This window comes from Actinomyces minihominis (assembly GCF_900187855.1).
In the GTDB taxonomy this organism is placed as follows: domain Bacteria; phylum Actinomycetota; class Actinomycetes; order Actinomycetales; family Actinomycetaceae; genus Scrofimicrobium; species Scrofimicrobium minihominis.
In genome coordinates this window covers 90,221-108,751 of sequence record NZ_FYEG01000003.1, presented here as the reverse complement: position 1 = coordinate 108,751, position 18,531 = coordinate 90,221, and the positions used below count along the sequence as shown (strand labels likewise).

General features: G+C 62.1%; 16 protein-coding genes. 11 read left to right on the top strand and 5 right to left on the bottom strand.

From position 1 onward, the window contains the following. The first annotated feature begins 86 nt into the window (after nt 1–86). Nucleotides 87–752, top strand: coding sequence for a hypothetical protein (locus CS903_RS04455; protein WP_099332358.1), 666 nt, complete (start codon nt 87–89; stop codon nt 750–752). A gap of 8 nt (nt 753–760) precedes the next feature. Here CS903_RS04455 and CS903_RS04450 read toward each other — a convergent pair whose 3' ends face one another. The 3 genes from CS903_RS04450 to CS903_RS04440 are packed head-to-tail and all read right to left on the bottom strand — an operon-like array spanning nt 761 to nt 2,941. Further along, nucleotides 761–1,132, bottom strand: a complete 372-nt coding sequence (locus CS903_RS04450; RefSeq protein ID WP_099332357.1) for an RNA-binding S4 domain-containing protein — start codon at nt 1,130–1,132, stop codon at nt 761–763. Nucleotides 1,133–1,135: 3 nt separating this feature from the next. Beyond that, nucleotides 1,136–2,473, bottom strand: coding sequence for a M18 family aminopeptidase (locus CS903_RS04445; protein WP_099332356.1), 1,338 nt, complete (start codon nt 2,471–2,473; stop codon nt 1,136–1,138). A gap of 12 nt (nt 2,474–2,485) precedes the next feature. Continuing rightward, on the bottom strand, nt 2,486–2,941 hold the full coding sequence (locus CS903_RS04440) for a GNAT family N-acetyltransferase (protein WP_099332355.1): 456 nt from the start codon (nt 2,939–2,941) through the stop codon (nt 2,486–2,488). A gap of 265 nt (nt 2,942–3,206) precedes the next feature. Here CS903_RS04440 and dnaK point away from each other — a divergent pair, with 265 nt between their 5' ends. From dnaK to CS903_RS04400, 8 genes are all read left to right on the top strand, one after another. Further along, the gene (gene dnaK / locus CS903_RS04435; RefSeq protein WP_099332354.1) at nt 3,207–5,060 is read left to right on the top strand and encodes a molecular chaperone DnaK; all 1,854 of its coding nucleotides are present in this window, start codon (nt 3,207–3,209) and stop codon (nt 5,058–5,060) included. A 115-nt stretch (nt 5,061–5,175) separates the two neighbouring features. After that, complete coding sequence (locus tag CS903_RS04430; protein WP_099332353.1) at nt 5,176–5,745, top strand: nucleotide exchange factor GrpE; 570 nt, start codon at nt 5,176–5,178, stop codon at nt 5,743–5,745. 23 nt (nt 5,746–5,768) lie between these two features. Further along, nucleotides 5,769–6,773, top strand: a complete 1,005-nt coding sequence (locus tag CS903_RS04425; protein WP_099332352.1) for a DnaJ C-terminal domain-containing protein — start codon at nt 5,769–5,771, stop codon at nt 6,771–6,773. Further along, nucleotides 6,770–7,426 carry a heat shock protein transcriptional repressor HspR gene (locus tag CS903_RS04420; protein WP_099332351.1) on the top strand — a complete coding sequence of 219 codons (657 nt, stop codon included), beginning with the start codon at nt 6,770–6,772 and terminating at the stop codon, nt 7,424–7,426. Before CS903_RS04425 ends, CS903_RS04420 begins: the two co-directional genes overlap by 4 nt. Before the next feature lie 11 nt (nt 7,427–7,437). Continuing rightward, a complete protein-coding gene (locus tag CS903_RS04415) occupies nt 7,438–8,742 on the top strand; it encodes a Mur ligase family protein (protein WP_306345674.1) in 1,305 nt (434 codons plus the stop codon). Then, the gene (locus CS903_RS04410; protein ID WP_099332350.1) at nt 8,739–9,524 is read left to right on the top strand and encodes a type 1 glutamine amidotransferase; all 786 of its coding nucleotides are present in this window, start codon (nt 8,739–8,741) and stop codon (nt 9,522–9,524) included. The genes CS903_RS04415 and CS903_RS04410 overlap by 4 nt, the downstream gene beginning before the upstream one ends. Continuing rightward, nucleotides 9,517–10,344 (top strand): hypothetical protein, encoded by an 828-nt coding sequence (locus tag CS903_RS04405; protein WP_099332349.1) that lies wholly within the window; start codon nt 9,517–9,519, stop codon nt 10,342–10,344. The genes CS903_RS04410 and CS903_RS04405 overlap by 8 nt, the downstream gene beginning before the upstream one ends. A 45-nt stretch (nt 10,345–10,389) precedes the next feature. Beyond that, nucleotides 10,390–11,907, top strand: coding sequence for an N-6 DNA methylase (locus tag CS903_RS04400; protein ID WP_164996673.1), 1,518 nt, complete (start codon nt 10,390–10,392; stop codon nt 11,905–11,907). On the opposite strand, the gene CS903_RS04395 is transcribed toward CS903_RS04400, so the two are convergent. Next, nucleotides 11,904–14,048: a prolyl oligopeptidase family serine peptidase gene (locus tag CS903_RS04395; protein WP_099332347.1), complete on the bottom strand. Its 2,145-nt coding sequence runs from the start codon at nt 14,046–14,048 to the stop codon at nt 11,904–11,906. The two genes, CS903_RS04400 and CS903_RS04395, sit on opposite strands and share 4 nt — an antisense overlap. 135 nt (nt 14,049–14,183) lie before the next feature. On the opposite strand from CS903_RS04395, the gene clpB reads away from it, so the two are divergent. Both clpB and CS903_RS04385 read left to right on the top strand, forming a co-directional pair. Further along, nucleotides 14,184–16,787 (top strand): ATP-dependent chaperone ClpB, encoded by a 2,604-nt coding sequence (gene clpB, locus CS903_RS04390; RefSeq protein WP_099332346.1) that lies wholly within the window; start codon nt 14,184–14,186, stop codon nt 16,785–16,787. A gap of 47 nt (nt 16,788–16,834) precedes the next feature. Continuing rightward, nucleotides 16,835–17,671: a serine hydrolase domain-containing protein gene (locus tag CS903_RS04385; protein ID WP_242491758.1), complete on the top strand. Its 837-nt coding sequence runs from the start codon at nt 16,835–16,837 to the stop codon at nt 17,669–17,671. A gap of 6 nt (nt 17,672–17,677) precedes the next feature. On the opposite strand, the gene CS903_RS04380 is transcribed toward CS903_RS04385, so the two are convergent. Further along, nucleotides 17,678–18,475 carry an SDR family NAD(P)-dependent oxidoreductase gene (locus tag CS903_RS04380; RefSeq protein WP_099332345.1) on the bottom strand — a complete coding sequence of 266 codons (798 nt, stop codon included), beginning with the start codon at nt 18,473–18,475 and terminating at the stop codon, nt 17,678–17,680. Nucleotides 18,476–18,531 lie beyond the last annotated feature (56 nt).

Sequence of the window (18,531 nt, the reverse complement as noted above, 5' to 3'; positions counted from 1 at the left end):
ACTGAACTCTGTCTCACGTTCCGCCCAGCGCGATTGACGGCGGTAGGGTTCGAACCAGGGGGCATGACGGCAGAAACGGGTGCGTAATGGCTATCAAAAAGGTTGTGAAAACAGAGGTAACGTGGTCCAGTCGGGGAGCCAGTCTGCCCATAGAAGCGGTCGAGTTGGGTTTCTGGGCGGTCGTGGCTACCGCTTCCGGTTCTGAGGGGGACCAGGTCGAGAGTGCGGCGGTTGAAGCATTTGGAAACCACGTCCGCCAGTCGATTGAAGAGCGTTACCGACCGGGCGCCGACAGGCTGCTTCGGCTCGCACTCTCTCTAAGGGACCAGGTCAGAGGGGGTCGCTCCGTGAAGATCTCCAGCGCGGCGTATGAACGTACGCGCATTGAGATTGCAGCGAAGAACCAGGTTCAGCTCACAGCCGGACAGGCTGCTTGGCCCCCGGGCAATCAGACTGTAGCCGCACGCTTTGGCGGGGGATCATGGTCTGAGGCCCTCGGGCACTTCGGGGTTGCTCCGAGCGGGGGCGGCCGAACCCGCGGCAGGAACACCCTCCCGGATGAAGACTTCACCCGTGCGCTCCGGGCATTCCAGGCCCACTGTGAGGAACAGGGGTCGGCCCTAACCCACGCCGGCTACGGACGGTGGGTCAAAGAAGAGCGTGCCGAGGGGCGCCCTCGGCCGGCTGCCGCCACTATGCGCCAGAGGTTTGGAACCTGGGCCGGAGCTCTCGAGGCGGCGGGACTGAAGTAGGCCGTTCGCTAGCGGCGAGAATGCTTTGCCCACTCTTTGCCACGAAGTTCCTCAAGTTCGCGCCGTTCCTTCTTTGTGGGCCGACCGGAGCCCGGATCACGCATGGGGATACCCCCGTGAAAGCGGGGCCGCGGCGGTGAGTGGTCAATGTAGCACTCACGCGCCAGCGGAGCCCCGAGCCTCTTTGGAGGCAGTGAGACGACTTCGATAATCCTGTCGAAACCCTGTTCACGAACCTTGATCAGGTCCCCGGGAACGACTTTGTAGGACGCCTTGACCGGCTGGTCGTTGACGCGCACGTGACCGCCCCGCACCGCCGCCGTTGCCAGCGAACGGGAACGGAACTGCCGTGTCGTCCAGAGCCAGGTGTCAAGGCGCATGAACTAGCCCAACCAGAAAGCCCTGATGGCACTTGAGAGGTAGACGGGATCAACGACGTGGCTGATCTCGCGGGTGGAATGCATGGAGAGGATAGGGATCCCCACGTCCACCGTCTCGATTCCCAACCGGGTGGCGAGGAGTGGTCCGACCGTAGAACCGGCGCGCATGGAGCTGTGGGAGACGAAGACCTGGGTGGGAACACCCGCGTCGCGGCAGGCCTTGCGCCAGGTGGCCACACCTCCCAAAGAGGTGGCGTAACTCTGGTCGGCATCCATCTTCAGTGCCGGCCCCTTACCCATCACCGGGCGTGTCTCAGGTCCGTGCTTGTCTTCATAGCCCGGGTTGACGCTGTGTGCGGCATCGGCGGAGAGCAGGGTGGAGGTCGCGAGGGCCTGGGCGCGAGCATCACCATCAAGCCCCAGTGCCAAAGAGATGCGTTCCAGGACCTCTTCGAGAAGCGGCCCGCGCGCACCCGTTGGGGTCCCCGAGCCAATCTCCTCGTGATCGAACATGGCGAGGACGGGGATGCGCGGGAGTGCTTCGTCCTCATTCAGTTCAGCAACCAGCTTGGTGAGGGCGTGGAAGCCGGCGAACGATGATGACAGGTTGTCCTGACGTCCCGCGGCAAAGAACTGGTTGTCGACGCCGAAGACCTCGGGGGCCTGGGTGGGGACTAGGAACAGTTCGCTTGCGGCAATGTCTGCGGCAGAGTCAAAACCGGCCAGGTCAGCGATGACGGCCATGACGTCCCGCTCCTCACCGATGGTCCAGACGGGCTGCATGTGACGCTGGGGATCCAGCTTGACGCCCTCGGCATTGACGCCGCGATCCAGGTGCGGGGCCAGCTGGGGGATGAAGGCTATCGGACCGGTGTGGATGAGGCGACGGTTGCCATCCCAGTCGACGACGGCGCCGGCAACCTGTAGTTCACGGTCCAGCCACGCGTTGTTCAGCGGCCCACCGTAGACCTCAACCATGAGCTGCCCCCAGCCATCCGCTGTGGTGCGTTGGGGAATGGGCTTCAGCTTGAGGGCGGGGGAGTCGGAGTGGGTGGCTGTGATGGCGAACCCGTGGGATCGCGGATCCTGCACCCAGGCAACCAGGGCGCCGTCCTCGACCAGGAAGTACCGGCCGGCTGCGGTGGGCCACTCTCCCTTGCGATCGACCTCGGTAAAGCCGCTTTCCGTGAGCAGCTGGGCTCCCTGATCGGCTGCGTGGTACGAGGTCGGGCTGGAGAGGATGAAGTCTGCGTAGTCGGCCGCGTAGTCGATGACCTCCGGGCTTGCGGGGGTCAGGGCCGACTTCTCTTCCACTTCGCTGTTACTCAACGAGTTACTCATTTCTGCTGGTGTCTACTCCGTAAAGCGGTAGACGTTGGTTTCGCGGCGTTCAAACCCGCAACGAACGTATAGGCGGTTGGCGGCTTCGCGAGACGGACGGGAGGTGAGGTCGACTGTGGAGCAGCCGAGGACCTTCGCCTGGTCAATGGCTGCCTCAACCAGGGCCTGTCCCGCTCCACTTCCCCGAGCGCCCTGATCAACCACAACGTCTTCGATCCAGGCCCGCTTGCCCGTCGGAATCTCGAAGGTCACAAGCGTGAGCATGCCGAGGATGGGGTCGAGGTTCGGGACGGGTGCCTCACCCACCGGAACGGCGCGGAAGGTAAAGAGGTAGACGCCGGGCTGGGAAATCAGCTTCTTGATGCCCTTTTTGCCAAGGGGCTTGGCGGAGGAGGAAAGCTGGGGGGTGAGGGACTCAAAGGCCTCAACCAGATCGGGCGTGACTTCGGTGACGAGATCGACGGTCATAAGGCGCTCTTTCGCTTGTCTGTGCCAACTTTGAACCCTTTAACAGTACATCCAGTTCAAAAGTGGTAGGGCTCACACAAAACTCCAACACTGCATTTTTGTTGGAATTGCAAGGAAAACTGCAAAGTTGAGTCTAGCGCGCTCAAGTTTGGCGGAATTGGGGGTTGCGTCCGCACGTATCAACTTTTAGAGTTGAGTCCATGAGGCTCAAGGCAGGGAAAGCCTGGGTCTGTAGACCATCTAAGTAAAAACAGGAGGCCGACAAATGGGTCGTGCAGTAGGTATTGACTTGGGAACCACCAACTCCGCACTGGCGGTGCTGGAAGGTGGCGAGCCCACGATTATTGTGAACGCCGAAGGCGCTCGCACCACCCCCTCGGTGGTTGCGTTCTCCAAGTCCGGCGAAGTTCTTGTTGGTGAGATTGCCAAGCGTCAGGCAGTCACCAACGTTAACCGCACCATTTCCTCAGTGAAGCGCCACATGGGCACCAACTGGTCACAGGAGATTGATGGCAAGGCATACACCGCTCAGGAAATCTCCGCGCGGGTGCTGTCCAAGCTGAAGCATGACGCTGAGTCCTACCTGGGTGAGCCCGTCACCGACGCGGTCATCACGGTTCCGGCTTACTTCAACGATGCTGAGCGTCAGGCAACCAAGGATGCCGGTCAGATCGCGGGCCTCAACGTCCTGCGCATCATCAACGAGCCCACGGCTGCTGCACTCGCCTACGGCCTCGACAAGGGTAAGGAAGAAGAGCACATTCTGGTCTTCGACCTCGGCGGCGGAACTTTCGACGTCTCGCTGCTTGAGGTTGCTAAGGACGAGGACGGGTTCTCGACCATCCAGGTTCGTGCGACCGCCGGCGACAACCGCCTCGGTGGTGACGACTGGGACCAGCGCATCGTTGACTGGCTGATCCAGCAGGTCAAGTCACAGACCGGCGTTGACCTGGGTAAGGATCCGGTGGCGGTACAGCGCCTCAAGGAAGCCGCTGAGCAGGCCAAGCGTGAGCTGTCGACCGCAACGACGACCAACATCTCGCTGCAGTACCTCTCGATGAGTGAGGCCGGCCCCATCCACCTGGATGAGAAGCTGTCGCGCGCCAAGTTTGAGGACATGACCAAGGATCTTCTGGATCGCACCGAGAAGCCGTTCAAGGACGTCATTCGGGAAGCCAATGTTTCCATCTCGGACATTGACCACGTAGTCCTGGTGGGTGGCTCGACTCGTATGCCGGCCGTCAGCGACCTCGTTATGAAGCTGACCGGTGGCAAGGAGCCGACCCGTACGGTGAACCCGGATGAGGTAGTCGCCATTGGCGCTGCTCTCCAGGCCGGTGTCATGCAGGGCCAGCGTTCCGACGTTCTTCTGATTGACGTGACCCCGCTGTCGCTGGGCATTGAGACCAAGGGTGGCGTAATGACCCGCCTGATCGAGCGCAACACTGCGATCCCGACCCGTGCGACCGAGGTCTTCTCGACCGCTGAGGACGGTCAGAGTTCCGTTCTGATCCAGGTCTTCCAGGGTGAGCGTGACTTCACCCGCGACAACAAGCCGCTCGGAACCTTCGAGCTGACCGGTATCGCCCCGGCTCCCCGTGGTGTTCCGCAGGTTGAGGTTTCCTTCGACATTGACGCCAACGGCATCGTGCACGTTTCCGCTAAGGATCGGGGTACGAACAAGGAGCAGTCGATGACGATCACCGGTGGCTCAGCCCTTCCGAAGGAAGATATTGAGCGCATGGTCAAGGAAGCCGAAGAGCACGCTGAGGAAGACAAGAAGCGTCGCGAGGATTTGGAGACTCGTAACCTTGCCGAGCAGACGGCCTACTCGATTGAGAAGCTCCTCAAGGACAACGAGGACAAGGTTTCTGAGGACACCCGCTCCTCCGTTCAGTCGGCTATTGACGATGTCAAGAAGGCGCTCGAGGGCGAAGACACCGATGCTGTCAAGAAGGCATTCGACCACCTCAACGAGGTCGGCATGAAGATTGGTGAAGAGGTTTACCAGCAGGCAGCCGCTGAGGCAGCCGAGGAAGACCTGCCCAGCCAGGAGGATGTCAACGCCGAGGAAGAGGTTATCGACGCTGAGATCGTTGATGACGAGGACGACAAGTAACCGCTGTTCCTCACAGGGCAGATAACCGGGAGAGGGGGTCGCGTCTGCGGCCCCCTCTGCCGTCTGTAAAGACTGGAGTAGAACGCGTTGCCGCAGGGCAGGTGGAGAAGAGAGTATGACTGAAAACAACAGCGTGGATCCGCAGCAGGATCCACAGGAACAGCCGGGTGAGAACACCCCTGAGAATGCGGACTTCGCGGCCTTTGAAGATGACTTTGGTGACGGTAGCGAGCTGCTGAAGGTGCAGGGTGAGCTCGAAGAGGTTAGGGACGAGTTGGCTCGCAGCCAAGCAGAGACCTACAACGTCCGTCAGGAGTACGCCAACTTTGTGCGCCGCTCCAAGGCAGAGGCAGCGAACCGAAAGGTCGAGGCCCGGGTGGATGTGGTTGAGGAACTGCTGCCCATCCTGGATGACATCGAGGCTGCACGCGCTGCCGGGGCCCTCGAAGGGGGACCGTTCGCGGCTATCGCCGATAAGTTCGATGAGGTTCTGGGAGGCCGGTTTGGTCTCGAGAAGTTCGGTGCGGCAGGGGATCTCTTTGATCCGAACCTGCATGACGCACTCATGGCCAACAGCAACCCGGATGTTGAGGAGGCCGTCATCAACCAGGTTCTTCAAGTTGGCTTCAAGGTTGGTGACCGGGTCCTGCGTCCCACCAAGGTGATCGTTGACAACCCTGCCTAGGGTGAGACTAAGAAGGAGTACCGATGGCAGAACAGGACTGGTTGGACCAGGACTTCTATAAGGTCCTCGGGGTCGACAAGAAGGCTGACGAGAAGGAAATTCGTAAGGCCTACCGCAAGCTCGCCCGCAAGTGGCACCCGGACCAGAATGCCGGTGATGCCAAGGCAGAGGCCAAGTTTAAGGAAATCGGTGAGGCGTTTGCGGTCCTCTCCGACAAGGACCAGCGCGAGCGCTATGACGCGATCCGTGCCATGGGAGCCGGGGGAGCTCCGTTCCAGGGTGCAGGTGGGGGCCAGGCAGCGGGGTTTGAGGACCTCTTTGGCGGCATGTTCGGCGGGGGTGCCCCGGGTGGTCAGTACCAGGGGGGTGGGGCTGGGTTCGGCGGCGCCGAAGACATCTTTTCCTCCCTGTTCGGTGGGGGAAACGCCTCCTTTGGTGGCGGTTCGCCCTTCGGCGGTCAGCGCGCCGCTCCGCGCCCGCAGAAGGGTGGGGATATCTCGACCTCGACCACCCTGACATTCAAGCAGGCGTACGAGGGCGAGACCCTGCAGTTCACCATGGACGGGAAATCCATGAAGGTGCGCATTCCGGCGGGGGTGCGTGACGGACAGAAGATCCGTCTGCGCGGCAAGGGCCAGCCGGGTGTGGCTGGTGGTCCAGCCGGCGACCTGGTGGTTCAGGTTGCCGTTGAGAAGAGTGCTGCATTCACGATGGATGGGGCCAACCTGCGGGTCAAGGTACCCGTCTCCTACCCCGAGGCAGCCCTCGGGGCGAGGATCGACGTCCCCCTTCCCGATGGAACCAAAGTGGGTGTCAAAGTTCCTGCCAACACCTCGTCAGGACGTGTTCTGCGCGTTCGTGAACGAGGCGTGAAGAGAGCCAGTAAACGCGGCGACGTCCTCGTTGAACTACAGATCACCACGCCGGCGGAGCTTTCTGAGGGTGCCAAGGCCAGTATCGAGGCACTAGCTGCGGAGCTCGGAAACTGGGATCCCCGTGAAGCACTGAAGGTGGCGGCTGCCAAATGAGTCAGGGAGTAGCGTCAGGTTCAGGTGGAGTGACGGGGCAGGCGACCTACACCGTGTCGGTCGCTGCCACCCTGTCGGGAATGCACGCCCAGACGCTACGCCAGTACGACCGAATCGGCCTGGTGGTTCCGGGTCGCACCAAAGGGCGAGGACGCCGCTACTCTCACTCAGATATTGAGCGCCTCCGCTACATCCAGCAGCTCACCCAAGAGAGTGGGATCAACCTGGCCGGGGTGCAGCGCATCCTTTCCCTTGAGGACCGGGTCCGTGAACTGGAGGCGCAACTGGTTGACCTTCACGGTGCGCTGGCCAAGAGTCGCGTCCCGGTCAAGGGTGTTTACACGGCGGACTCTACCGGCAGGGTCCAGTTCCGCCCCCGTCCGGTCTCGTCCTTGTCCATCCCGGTCCACGGTGAGGACGAGGTCTCGGAGGCCATCGAGATGAGCCGGGAGGTTCGTCTTCCGGTCCCGAGTCGGACCGGGGCTGAACTCGTTGGGCTCACGGAGGCGCAAAGAAGAAACCCGGCTGTACAGTTGCCAGTGCGTCCCGGAACGGCCCTGTCTAAGCAGGGACTTACCGGGTGGCAGCTGTTTGCGGAACTGCAGCTCAGTGCCCTGGCGAGAAAGCGCCATAGACGTGGAAAGAGCTCATGAGAGGGACGAAGTTGCGACCAAACAATCTCTCCCCGAGGTCGCGAGTCGCGATGTTGGCGGGACTGTCAGCCCGAAACGCCTCCAAACTTCTAGGGAAGGGTGCCGGTGGGATGTTCGGGGGGCGCGTCGCCCTGCGGCTCAACCCCTCGATGATTGATGAGCTGGCGGCTGGTAAACGCTCCGTCCTCATCACCGGAACCAACGGGAAATCCACCACGACGAAGATGGTGGCCTCCGCCCTTGGCAATCTTGGCCGAGTGGCCGGGAATCTCGGTGGCGACAATATGCAGACCGGGGTGACAACCGCCCTGATGGTCGGCCGCAAGGCGCATCTCGCAGCCCTCGAGGTCGATGAGATGAACATGCCTGATATCGCGGGTCGGGTTCGTCCCGAGGCGATTATCCTGCTCAACCTCTCCCGTGATCAGCTGGATCGGGTCGGAGAGATCGGGGCGGTTGAGAAGCGCATCCGCGAGGCCGTCAACGAAAATCCGCAGGCAGTCATTGTCGCCAACTGTGACGATCCCCTGATTGTCTCCGCCGCCTGGGATGCCCCCAACGTGGTTTGGGTGGCTGCCGGAGCCCCGTGGAAGAACGATGCGGTCTCATTTCCTCGCACAGGTTCCCTCGTCCTTCGCCAGGGTGAGGACTGGGTTGTTGAGGGCGAGGGCAGCTACAGGCGCCCGAGTCCGGACTGGTGGATCGGAACCGTGAATGACGATGGCTCATTCGTCCTCCACGGTCCGGACGGCCTCGAACTAACTGTCCGGCTTCGCCTGCCGGGACGCGCCAACAGGGGAAACAGTGCCCAGGCCATCGCGGCTGCCGTGGCCCTGGGGGTCTCTCCTCAACGCGCAGTTCATGCGGTGGAGGGTGTTGACGGGGTGGCGGGACGCTACCAGACCTACGACGTCCAGGGCCGGGTTACCAACCTGCTGCTGGCGAAGAACCCTGCGGGTTGGCAGGAATCACAGACTGCTATTCCCCCCACCACAGAACAGGTGGTTGTGGCAGTCAACGCGCAGCGGGCCGACGGCACCGATACCTCCTGGCTCTGGGACGTTGACTTTGCACCTCTGGCCGCCCTCGACGCACGCCGAGTCACCGCCAGTGGTGAGCGGGCCGCAGACCTGGCGGTTCGGCTTGAGTACGCCGGGATCCACGTCGAGGTGGTGGACAGCCCCCTCGAGGCCGTTCTTGGAATGGAGCCCGGGGCCGTCCAGGTCCTTGCCAACTACACGGCTTTCCGCGACCTCAAGAAGGAACTGGAAGTCCGCCACACGGAGGTTGGACCAACCGAGGGAAGTGGACGATGACTGAAAGCAAACTCCGCATCGGTGTCATCTACCCCGAGGTGCTTGGCACCTATGGCGATACCGGCAACGGTGACGTTCTTCGCGAGCGAGCGCAGCGTAGGGGGATTGACGCCGAAACACTTATGGTCAGTCTGTCCGACCACATTCCGGCCGACCTCGACATCTACGTCCTCGGTGGGGGAGAAGACACGGCGCAGGCGCTTGCGGCCGGGCGCATGCGGGGGGACCGGGGCTTGTTCAGGGCAGCTGGGTCGGCGAGGCCGATCCTGGCCATCTGCGCTTCCCTGCAAGTCCTGGGGCGCAGTTACACGGACGCTGAGGGACGAGAGGTTGAGGGGCTGGGCCTGCTCGATGTGGTGACGATGCCGCGAGGTTCTCGGGCCATCGGTGAACTGGTTGCCGCACCTCTGATTCCGGGACTGAGTGAACTGCTGACCGGATTTGAGAATCACGGGGGTGGCACGTCCCTGGGGGCCGATGCCCAACCCCTGGGCCGTGTCCTTTCCGGGGTGGGGAACGGTGCTCTAAGCGAACAGGACGATGAGGTCCACTATGAGGGTGCAGTTCAGGGAAGTATCATCGGAACGTATCTTCACGGGCCTGCGCTGGTGCGAAACCCCCAGTTGGCGGACTTCCTTATCGCGGCTGCGATAGGGGTCGATCCTGCTGAGCTGCCGGTACTCGAAGTGCCGTTTGTCCAGCGACTTCGTCGTGAACGTCTGCTTGCAACTGGTGTAGAACGTCTGCTTGCAACTGGTGTAGAAGGGGACTCAAATGAGTGACAACCGATGGGGTCCGAACCCTCCTCCGGAAGGTCAGGGGGACAACCCCTGGCCCGTCTATGGCCAGGGTCAGCCCGGAGCCACCCCTCCGGGTCCCTCCGATTCAAACGCGCCGTGGCCGGTCTACGGGGGCCAGCCCACGAACCCTCAGCCGAACCCGGGGCCGGTACCGCAGCCCCCGGCTGGCGGTTACGGTTCGCCCTACCAGCAGCCTCACTACGGCCAGCAGGCCACCCCTCCGCACCCTGCTTCAACCCCCTACGGCGGCTACCAGGGGGGCCGGTATGTTCCGCCCACTGAGCTTCCCTCCAGGACGGGGCCGGTGCTCAGCATCGTCGGTGGCATCCTGCTCATGGTGGTGGTTGCCCCCATCGTCCTCGTCGGCCTGATTCTTTCCAGTGTCGGTATCGGCAGCATTGTTGAAAGCTCAATGGAGGCCACTAACGGTGGCATTGTCACCGTGGATAGCTCGGGAACGGTGGGTGTCGTCACCAGTTCAACCCTGCCGCAGAGCTGCCTCATCACCGATGCGGGTGGGAACGATACGGAGCTGGCACCCGAACTGGAGGGAGCGGTTCTGGTTGCCCGGGGCATGGAACCGGGTCAGTACACCCTGTCCTGCACCGGTCTGTCATCCACAGATACCATCGTCGTCCTTGACGGAGAGACATTGGCTGGGATGATGCCCGCCACCATGCAGGCGCTGGCCTGGTCCTCGGTGGTGGGGTTGATCGGACTCGGCGTTCTCATCGCCGGGATTGTCTGGCTGGTGAAACGTAATCGTCAGCGTCAAGCCATTAGGTCGGGTTACCCCCTCTAGGTGAACCGCCGTGCTGTCTCCAGGGCCGTAGCGAACCTTTCTGCGGTGAACCGCAGCTCAGCGGTGGCGAACTGGAAGAGTGCTCTCGCCGGTTCGCTATCGGGCGCGCGTCCCGACCTGGCGCAGCAGCTGACCGAGCATCTCGGCGCGACTGCCATGGTGGATTCACCGCTGGCAGGAATGACGATCGGTGAACTCGGGGTGGTCTATGAGGGCCTGTTGGCGCACTCTGATCACGAGGCCCGCCGGGCGGCGGGTCAGTACTTCACCCCCGATGATGTCTCCCTTTTCATGGTGTCCCAAGCCGCGCGCTTTCCGGGGGGAAGCTGGCTTGATCCTGCCTGCGGGGTGGGGAACCTGTCCTGGCACCTCACCCGCTCCCAGCAGGATCCCAGTGCCTTCCTGACCGAACAGTTGCACCTGGTTGATAAGGATGAGGTGGCGCTGGCAAGTGCTCAGGCGATCCTCACGGCCGCTTTCGCGCGCCCTGACGGTGAGGAGGTTCTGCCGGCACTAGTTGCTCATTCGCGGGCCGTAGACTTTCTGGATGAGGACGTGGATGTCGGGACCGACTACGTTCTGATGAACCCTCCCTACGGCCGATGTGAGTCTCGCGATTACCTGAGTACGGCTCATACCCGTGAGCTCTACGCCTACTTCTTGGAAAAGGCGGTGCGCGGCTCAAAGGGGGTTATCGCCATTACGCCGTCCTCCTTCCTCGGGGGAGCCAAGTACGGGACGGTGCGGAGGGGCTTAGAGACCCGACGCGGTCGCGCCTATGTCTTTGATAACGTCCCCGACACGGTGTTCAGCGGTGTCAAGTACGGTTCGGAGAACTCAAGCAAGGCCAACTTCGTTCGATCCTGCATCACCGTCGTGCTGCCCGGGGGTCCGGCCTCCGGGGTGATTGGAGACGGAGGAATCAACCCGAACTGGCAGGTCACGCCCATCATCCGCTGGCGTTCGACCTCGAGAAAGAGAATGTGGCGAGAGATCGAGGGCTACCTGGTTCCCCTGCGGCACGGCCCGGCGGGGGACTGGGCCCGCATCATGCCGGGAACCGAGCGCCTGTGGGACTCACTGTGGGGAGGGCGGCGCATGTCCGATTTGCTCACCAGGGAACAGAGTGCCTATCCCCTCTGGGTGGCTTCCACTCCGCGCTACTACATTTCGGCCAGCGCCCGACCGCTTGACCGCAAGAGTCAGCACGTCCTCTTTTTCCCTACCTCCCAGGCGCGGGATAAGGCCTACCTGGCCCTCAACTCTTCGCTTTCCTACTGGTGGTGGCGCTGCCTTGACGGTGGAATCACCCTGCAGAAGCGCACCCTAACCACGCTGCCGCTTCCAGAAAGTCTGGACCGGGTGGTACGGGAACGTCCCGACCTGGTGCAGCGCCTGGTCGCCAGCGACACCGAGGACCTTAAGGTGAAGCTGAACGCCGGACGTAAGAATGAAAACGTCCGGCGTCCTTCGGATCTCATCGCAGAGATCGATCAGGCTGTGTTGCCCGAGGTGCCCGCCAGCCTGCAGGCGGTGTTTGCCCAGGACATGTTTGCCGCCTAGTTCAGGCCCAACTCACGCCAAAGGAAAGCCCAGCCTAGGGCCTGGTTGTGGGCCCGCTGCCGGTTGTCTGCGGCTCCGGCGTGACCACCCTCAATGTTCTCGTAGTAGAGGACGGACTTGCCGCTCTTTTCAGCCAGGTACCCGAGTGAACGGGCGTGACCCGGATGGACCCGGTCATCCTTGGTAGAGGTTGTCAGCATCAAGGCCGGATAGTCCCGGTCCGGATCGAACTGGTGCACCGGGCTGAAGGTGCGGATGAAGCTCCACTCTTCAGGCTCGGTGGGGTCACCGTACTCAGCAACCCAGGAGTGACCTGCCAGAAGTGTGTGGTACCGACCCATGTCCAGTAGCGGAACCTGGCAGAGGACAGCGCCGAAGTCCTGCGGATACCCGGTGTACATGTTGCCCACCAGGAGGCCGCCATTTGAGCCTCCCTGAACCCCAAGCTGCTGCGGGGTGGTGACACCGCGGCTCACGAGGTCGCGTGCCACGGCCACAAAATCCTGGTAGGCACGAGGACGATTCTCTTTCAGTGCGCTGCGGTGCCACTGCGGCCCATACTCTCCACCGCCCCGAATGTTGGCGACGACGTAAACTCCGCCCCGGTTCAGCCACGCGCGTCCCACGGCAGGGGCATAGGAGGGCAGCAGGCTGACATCAAAACCGCCGTAGCCGTAGAGCAGGGTTGGGGTCGGCCCTTCGACCGACTCGTTTCTGACCTCGAAGTAGGGGATCTTGGTTCCGTCTTCCGAGGTGGCGAAATGCTGAGACACGGTAAGCCTGTCCGCATCAAACAGGGTCGGAGCCTGCCGCACCAGAGTGGTTTCGACGGTGGTGGGCGCCCCGGCGGATGACTCGAGTTTGCTCAGCCATAAAGAGGAGGGCTGGGTGTACCCGGTGGTCACCAGCCACAGGTCGTTGCTGCGGGTGGCGTCAAGTGCACTGGCGACAATGGTGGAAAATGCCGAGTTGGCCCCGGATCCGGGGGACTCAAGGTCTGTCTGAACCCACTCGCCCTCGACCTCATCCAGTGGAGGGTGCGCTGCCGTGAGCCTGGAGACAACATCGCGGATGGTGGTTAAAACAATGAAGTCGCGGGTGGCGGTGAGGTCCTCTAGAACCTCGTTTGAGGTGGGTACGAAAAGTTCCCCGGCCACGGCGTCCTCAGGTGAAGCAAGCAGAATATCCGTGGCGAATGAGAGCAGGCTACCCGCAGGGTGGAGGCGTTCACCGCGTTGCCAGTCTTCACGCAACCACACCAGGGTCCAGTCATTCCACACCGAAACCTCGCTGGAACGCGGGGCGGGAATGGGGATGACACCTCGACTATCAACCTCTTCCGGTCGGGCCGGAATGAGGTAGTGATCCGCGGTGTAAAAGTCCTCCATTACGCCGAGAACCGACCGCACCCCAAGCCTGTCACGAATGGTCGCGGGCCAGACCCCCATACTGGTGGAAGGGGCGGTGAAGATCACCTCGGCGTCCTCGATGCTCTGTCCCCGGCGCAGAAGTGCGGCCTGCAGTGGGTAGCCTGAAGGAGAGGTGGTCTCGGGGTTGCCGGACTGGGCCACCCAGCAGATGTCTTCCGTCAGCCAGGTCAAGCTTCCCTTGGCTTCGGGGCGGTAGAAGCCACCTTCGACCCAGTCGCGGGTGACGAGGTCGAACTCGCGTGTGGAGTCCGCGTCGGAACCACCATCAGACAGTGTGATGAGGGCGCGGTCCGGGTTATCGAAACAGACGGACGCGCCGTGCCACACCCAGGACTTACCCTCTCGTTTGGCGAGGGCGTCGACATCGATCAGGACATCCCAGTCAGTCCCTCCGGCCAGGTAGTCGGCGTAGGGCTGGCGGCGCCACAGACCCCTGGGGTTGTCGCCATCGGTCCACACGTTGTAAGCCCACTCGCCGCGCACGCGCACCATGGGAATCCGGTCCGGGTTCTCCAGTATCTCCAGTATCTCTTCCTCGAGTTCCTGGACTCCCGGTAGGCCAGGTGGCGGGGTGGCCAGAGTCTGGTTGGCGATGTCGTTGCGGGCCCGCACCCAGGCCAGCGCCTCCTCGCCGAGGACCTCCTCAAGGAAGGCAGGCGTGAGCCGTTGCAGGGGATCATCGTGGTTCGTGATGGGCGAAAAATCAGTCATTTGCCCACTATTGCACCGCCAGTTTCCGCGGGCAACTCCCTGGTGGGACCCCGAACCCTCGCGGCTGTCGTAGGGGAGATCTAAGATCGAAGACGAAGGTAAAGTGAACTCGCAACCCAGCTTGAGGAGGAATCGGTGAGCATCAAACTGACTACCCGCGCGCAGGAAGCAGTCTCTGCGGCGGTGCAAATGGCATCGGCGGCGGGCAACCCGCAGGTCGAACCCCTGCATCTTCTGGAAGCCCTACTTGAACAACCCGAGGGGATCGCCCTCTCCCTACTTGCGGCCGTCGGCGCGCAAAGGGGGCAGGTTGGCGCGCAGGTGCGTACAGCCCTGGTGGCGCTGCCTACCTCAAGCGGATCCTCGGTCGCACAACCTCAGACATCCCGTGCCCTGATGAACGTCCTCACCGATGCTCAGAAGAGGGCAGAGGTGAAGGGGGATGCCTATGTCTCTACCGAACACCTGCTGATCGCCATTGCCGCTTCGGATTCAGAGGCCGGACGCATCCTTCGCTCGGATGGGGCAACCCCGGATGAGTTAGAAATTCAGTTAGAAAAGCTGCGCCCAGAACCAATCAACTCGGTTGACCCAGAGGGGACCTTCCAGGCTCTACGGAAGTACGGACGTGACCTGACCGAAGTGGCCCGCGAAGGAAAACTGGACCCGGTGATTGGCCGCGACTCAGAGATTCGCCGCGTGGTTCAGGTTCTCTCCCGTCGTTCTAAGAACAACCCCGTTCTCATCGGTGAACCCGGGGTCGGCAAAACCGCGGTGGTAGAGGGGCTGGCACAGCGCATCGTCGAGGGCGATGTTCCAGAGTCGCTGCGGAACAAGAAACTCATCAGCCTTGACCTTGGCGCCATGGTCGCAGGTGCGAAGTACCGTGGAGAGTTCGAAGAGAGGCTGAAGGCCGTCCTCGACGAGATTGGGAACTCAGACGGAGAGGTCATCACCTTTATTGATGAGCTGCACACGGTCGTCGGTGCCGGGGCCTCAGAGGGTTCAATGGATGCGGGCAACATGCTCAAACCCATGTTGGCCCGCGGTGAACTGCGCATGGTCGGTGCCACCACCCTGGATGAGTACCGGGAGAACATTGAAAAGGACCCGGCACTGGAACGACGCTTCCAGCAGGTCTTCGTCGGTCAACCCTCGGTTGAAGACACGGTGGCCATCCTGCGTGGCATCGCCCCGAAGTACGAGGCTCACCACAAGGTGACCATCTCCGACGGTGCGCTGGTCGCCGCCGCTGAGCTATCGGATCGATACATCACGGGACGCCAGCTTCCTGATAAGGCGATCGACCTGATTGATGAGGCCGCTTCGCGCTTGCGGATGGAACTGGACTCCTCACCGGTAGAGATCGATGAGCTGCAGAGGTCGCTGTCCCGCCTGCAGATGGAAGAGGCCTACCTGAATGAGTCCGATCCGGAGGCTGAGGACAGTGCCACCCAGGACCGCCTGTTCAAGCTGCGTGAAAGTATCGCAGAGACGGGTGAGGAGCTGAATGCCCTGGTGGCCCGCTGGGAGAATGAGAAGGCGGGGCGCAACCGGGTCGGTGACCTGCGCGTCCAACTGGATGAGTTGCGCACGGCCTTTGAGGTGGCGATGCGCGAGGGGCGCTACGACGAGGCCGGGCGCATTCAAAACGGAGAGATCCCTGCGATCCAGGATGCGATTGCGGCTGCCGAGCTGGCAGAGATTGAAGAGCGCAGCGAGACGGTAGAGCCGATGATCGCAGAGCGGGTAGGTCCCACTGAAATCGCAGAGGTGATTGAGTCGTGGACCGGGATTCCCACCGGTCGCCTGCTCCAGGGAGAGACTGAGAAGCTGCTTGAGATGGAAGAGTGGGTGGGGCGCCGCCTCATCGGCCAGAAGGATGCCGTCAAGGCCGTGGCGGACGCAGTGCGTCGCTCTCGCGCCGGGGTTTCGGACCCGAACCGTCCCACTGGTTCATTCCTCTTCCTCGGTCCGACGGGCGTCGGTAAGACGGAGTTGGCCAAGTCGCTGGCTGAGTTCCTCTTTGACGACGAACGCGCCATGATCCGCATCGATATGTCTGAGTACTCAGAGAAGCACGCGATTTCGCGCCTGGTTGGTTCCCCTCCCGGCTACGTTGGCTACGACGAGGGCGGTCAGCTGACAGAGGCGGTGCGTCGCCGTCCCTACTCGGTTGTCTTGCTGGATGAGGTCGAGAAGGCCCACCCCGAGATCTTCAACATCCTGCTGCAGGTCCTCGATGATGGTCGCCTCACAGATGGTCAGGGGCGCACGGTTGACTTCCGTAACACCATCCTCATCCTCACCTCGAACCTTGGCTCCGGCTATCTGATTGACCCGGAGCTTTCAGCCGAGGGTAAGCGTGAGGCCGTGATGCACGCCGTGCGGCAGAACTTTAAACCAGAGTTCCTCAACCGGCTGGATGAGATTGTCATCTTCAAGCCTCTCGATAAGGAAGAACTGGGAGAGATTGTTGACCTGCAGCTGCAGAACATGAGCCGCAGGCTGGCTTCGCGCCGCATCTCTCTTGAGATCGATGACGCGGCACGGCGCTGGCTCACCGACTTCGGATACGACCCGGCCTACGGGGCTAGACCGCTGCGTCGCCTGGTGCAAAAAGAGATCGGGGACAGGCTCGCCATCCTCATTCTTGCCAATGAGGTCGAGGACGGACAGACAGTGCTGGTTTCCGTGGCCGACGACAGTGACTCCCTGAAGGTCGAGCCCGCTAACTGAGAGGAAAGCCAAGCTCGGCTGCGTCTGGTTCGGGCTATCGTGAAGGGGTGAGTACGTACCCTGTTCCGTTTGATCATTCCATCGCTGCCATCTCTGCTGACGGCGGTGTGATCTGGGAACAGGGTGACGTCACCCGGGTCTTTCCCCTGGCATCGGTTACCAAAATCATCACCGCCCTGGCGACACTGCGCGCGGTTGAACGGGGGCAGACTGCCCTACCAACTGTGGTGGGGCTCGCGCCTGACCGGGAGCCTGATCAACCCGGGATCCCCTTCACCGTGGCCCACCTGCTGTCCCACTCCTCCGGACTGGCAGCAGAAGGCAGTGGCACTGAGTTTCGGGATGTTCCGGGACGTCGGCGCATCTACTCCAACCAGGGTTTTGATGTCCTCGGTAGGTTCATGCGTGACGTAACCGGCCTCAAGACAAGCAGGTGGATTGATCGTGAGGTGGTCGCTCCGCTCGGACTGCAGTCGACTACGGTTCCCAGCTCTCCGGCGCGCTCGGGTTTTGGCTCGGCCATCGACCTGACCATTCTGGCCGAGGAGCTGATGGAGCCACAGATCCTCAGCCCCAAGATGGCCAGCGCCATGCGCGAGGTGGCGCTCCCGGGTCTTCGCGGCATCCTGCCGGGTTACGGCATGATGCGCGACAATACCTGGGGCCTGGGGGTTGAAATCAGGGGTTCGAAGCACCCCCACTGGACTCCACCTGAGGCCTCGCCGAGGACCTTTGGCCATTTCGGCATGTCCGGCTCATTTCTCTGGGTGGACCCGCAGCGGAAGTTGGCCGCGGTGTTCCTTGGTTCGGAGCCGTTCGGGCCCTGGCACAAAGAGAACTGGCCCCTGCTCGGAGAGAAGATTCTTGAGAGTGCCGGCGCCTAACCCTCGCTAGCTGTGCGGCAGGCGGTTGACGACAGCGCGAACCACCGACCGTGGCGCAATCCGCTGCGCGTGATAGATGACCTTGTAGCGCAGTGAGGGGGTTACGAGCGCCTGGTTCCGCTGAGCCGCCTCAAGCGTTTCCTTCACCACCTGGTTCGGGTTCATCCACATCATCTCGGGGGGATTCCCGAAGCCACCACCCTGGGAGCGCCTGTGGAAGTCGGTGTGGGTGAGGCCGGGCATGGAGCAGACCACCTTGACACCACTGCCCTGCAGCTCTTCATGCAGTCCCTCAGAGAAGGCCCGCACCCAACCCTTATGTGCGGAGTAGGGGCCCATTCCCGTATCGGCTGCCACGGAGGAGATATTGATGATGGTTCCGCTGCCCCGTTCCTGCATCTGACGCCCCGCGTAGTAGCAGGTTGCCATGACGGCGCGGACCATGACGTCGAGGCCGTAGAGCTGGTTTTCAAAGTCATCCTTGAGGAAGCTGGTCCCAAAGCCGAAACCGGCATTGTTGACGAGGATGTCGACCGGTGCCAGTTCGCCATCGAACCCACCGTCCTCATCGCTTCCGTTCACGGATAGTCTTCGGCACACCGCCGCCAGTTCTGCCGGTTCAGCTAGGTCTGCATCAAAGACCTCAACGGTGACTCGGTTGACGCGGCGAACGTTGTCCGCCAACTCTTCAAGGCGGTCGCGGTCACGCGCCACAATCACCAGGTTGTGGCCGGCATTGGAGAGCTGCCAGCAGAACTCCCGGCCAATACCTGAGGTTGCGCCTGTTATAAGTGCTGTTCCCATTCCCTCATAGTAGGGCTCCCTTACCTAACGTGTGCGAGTTACCCCATGTGTCCACC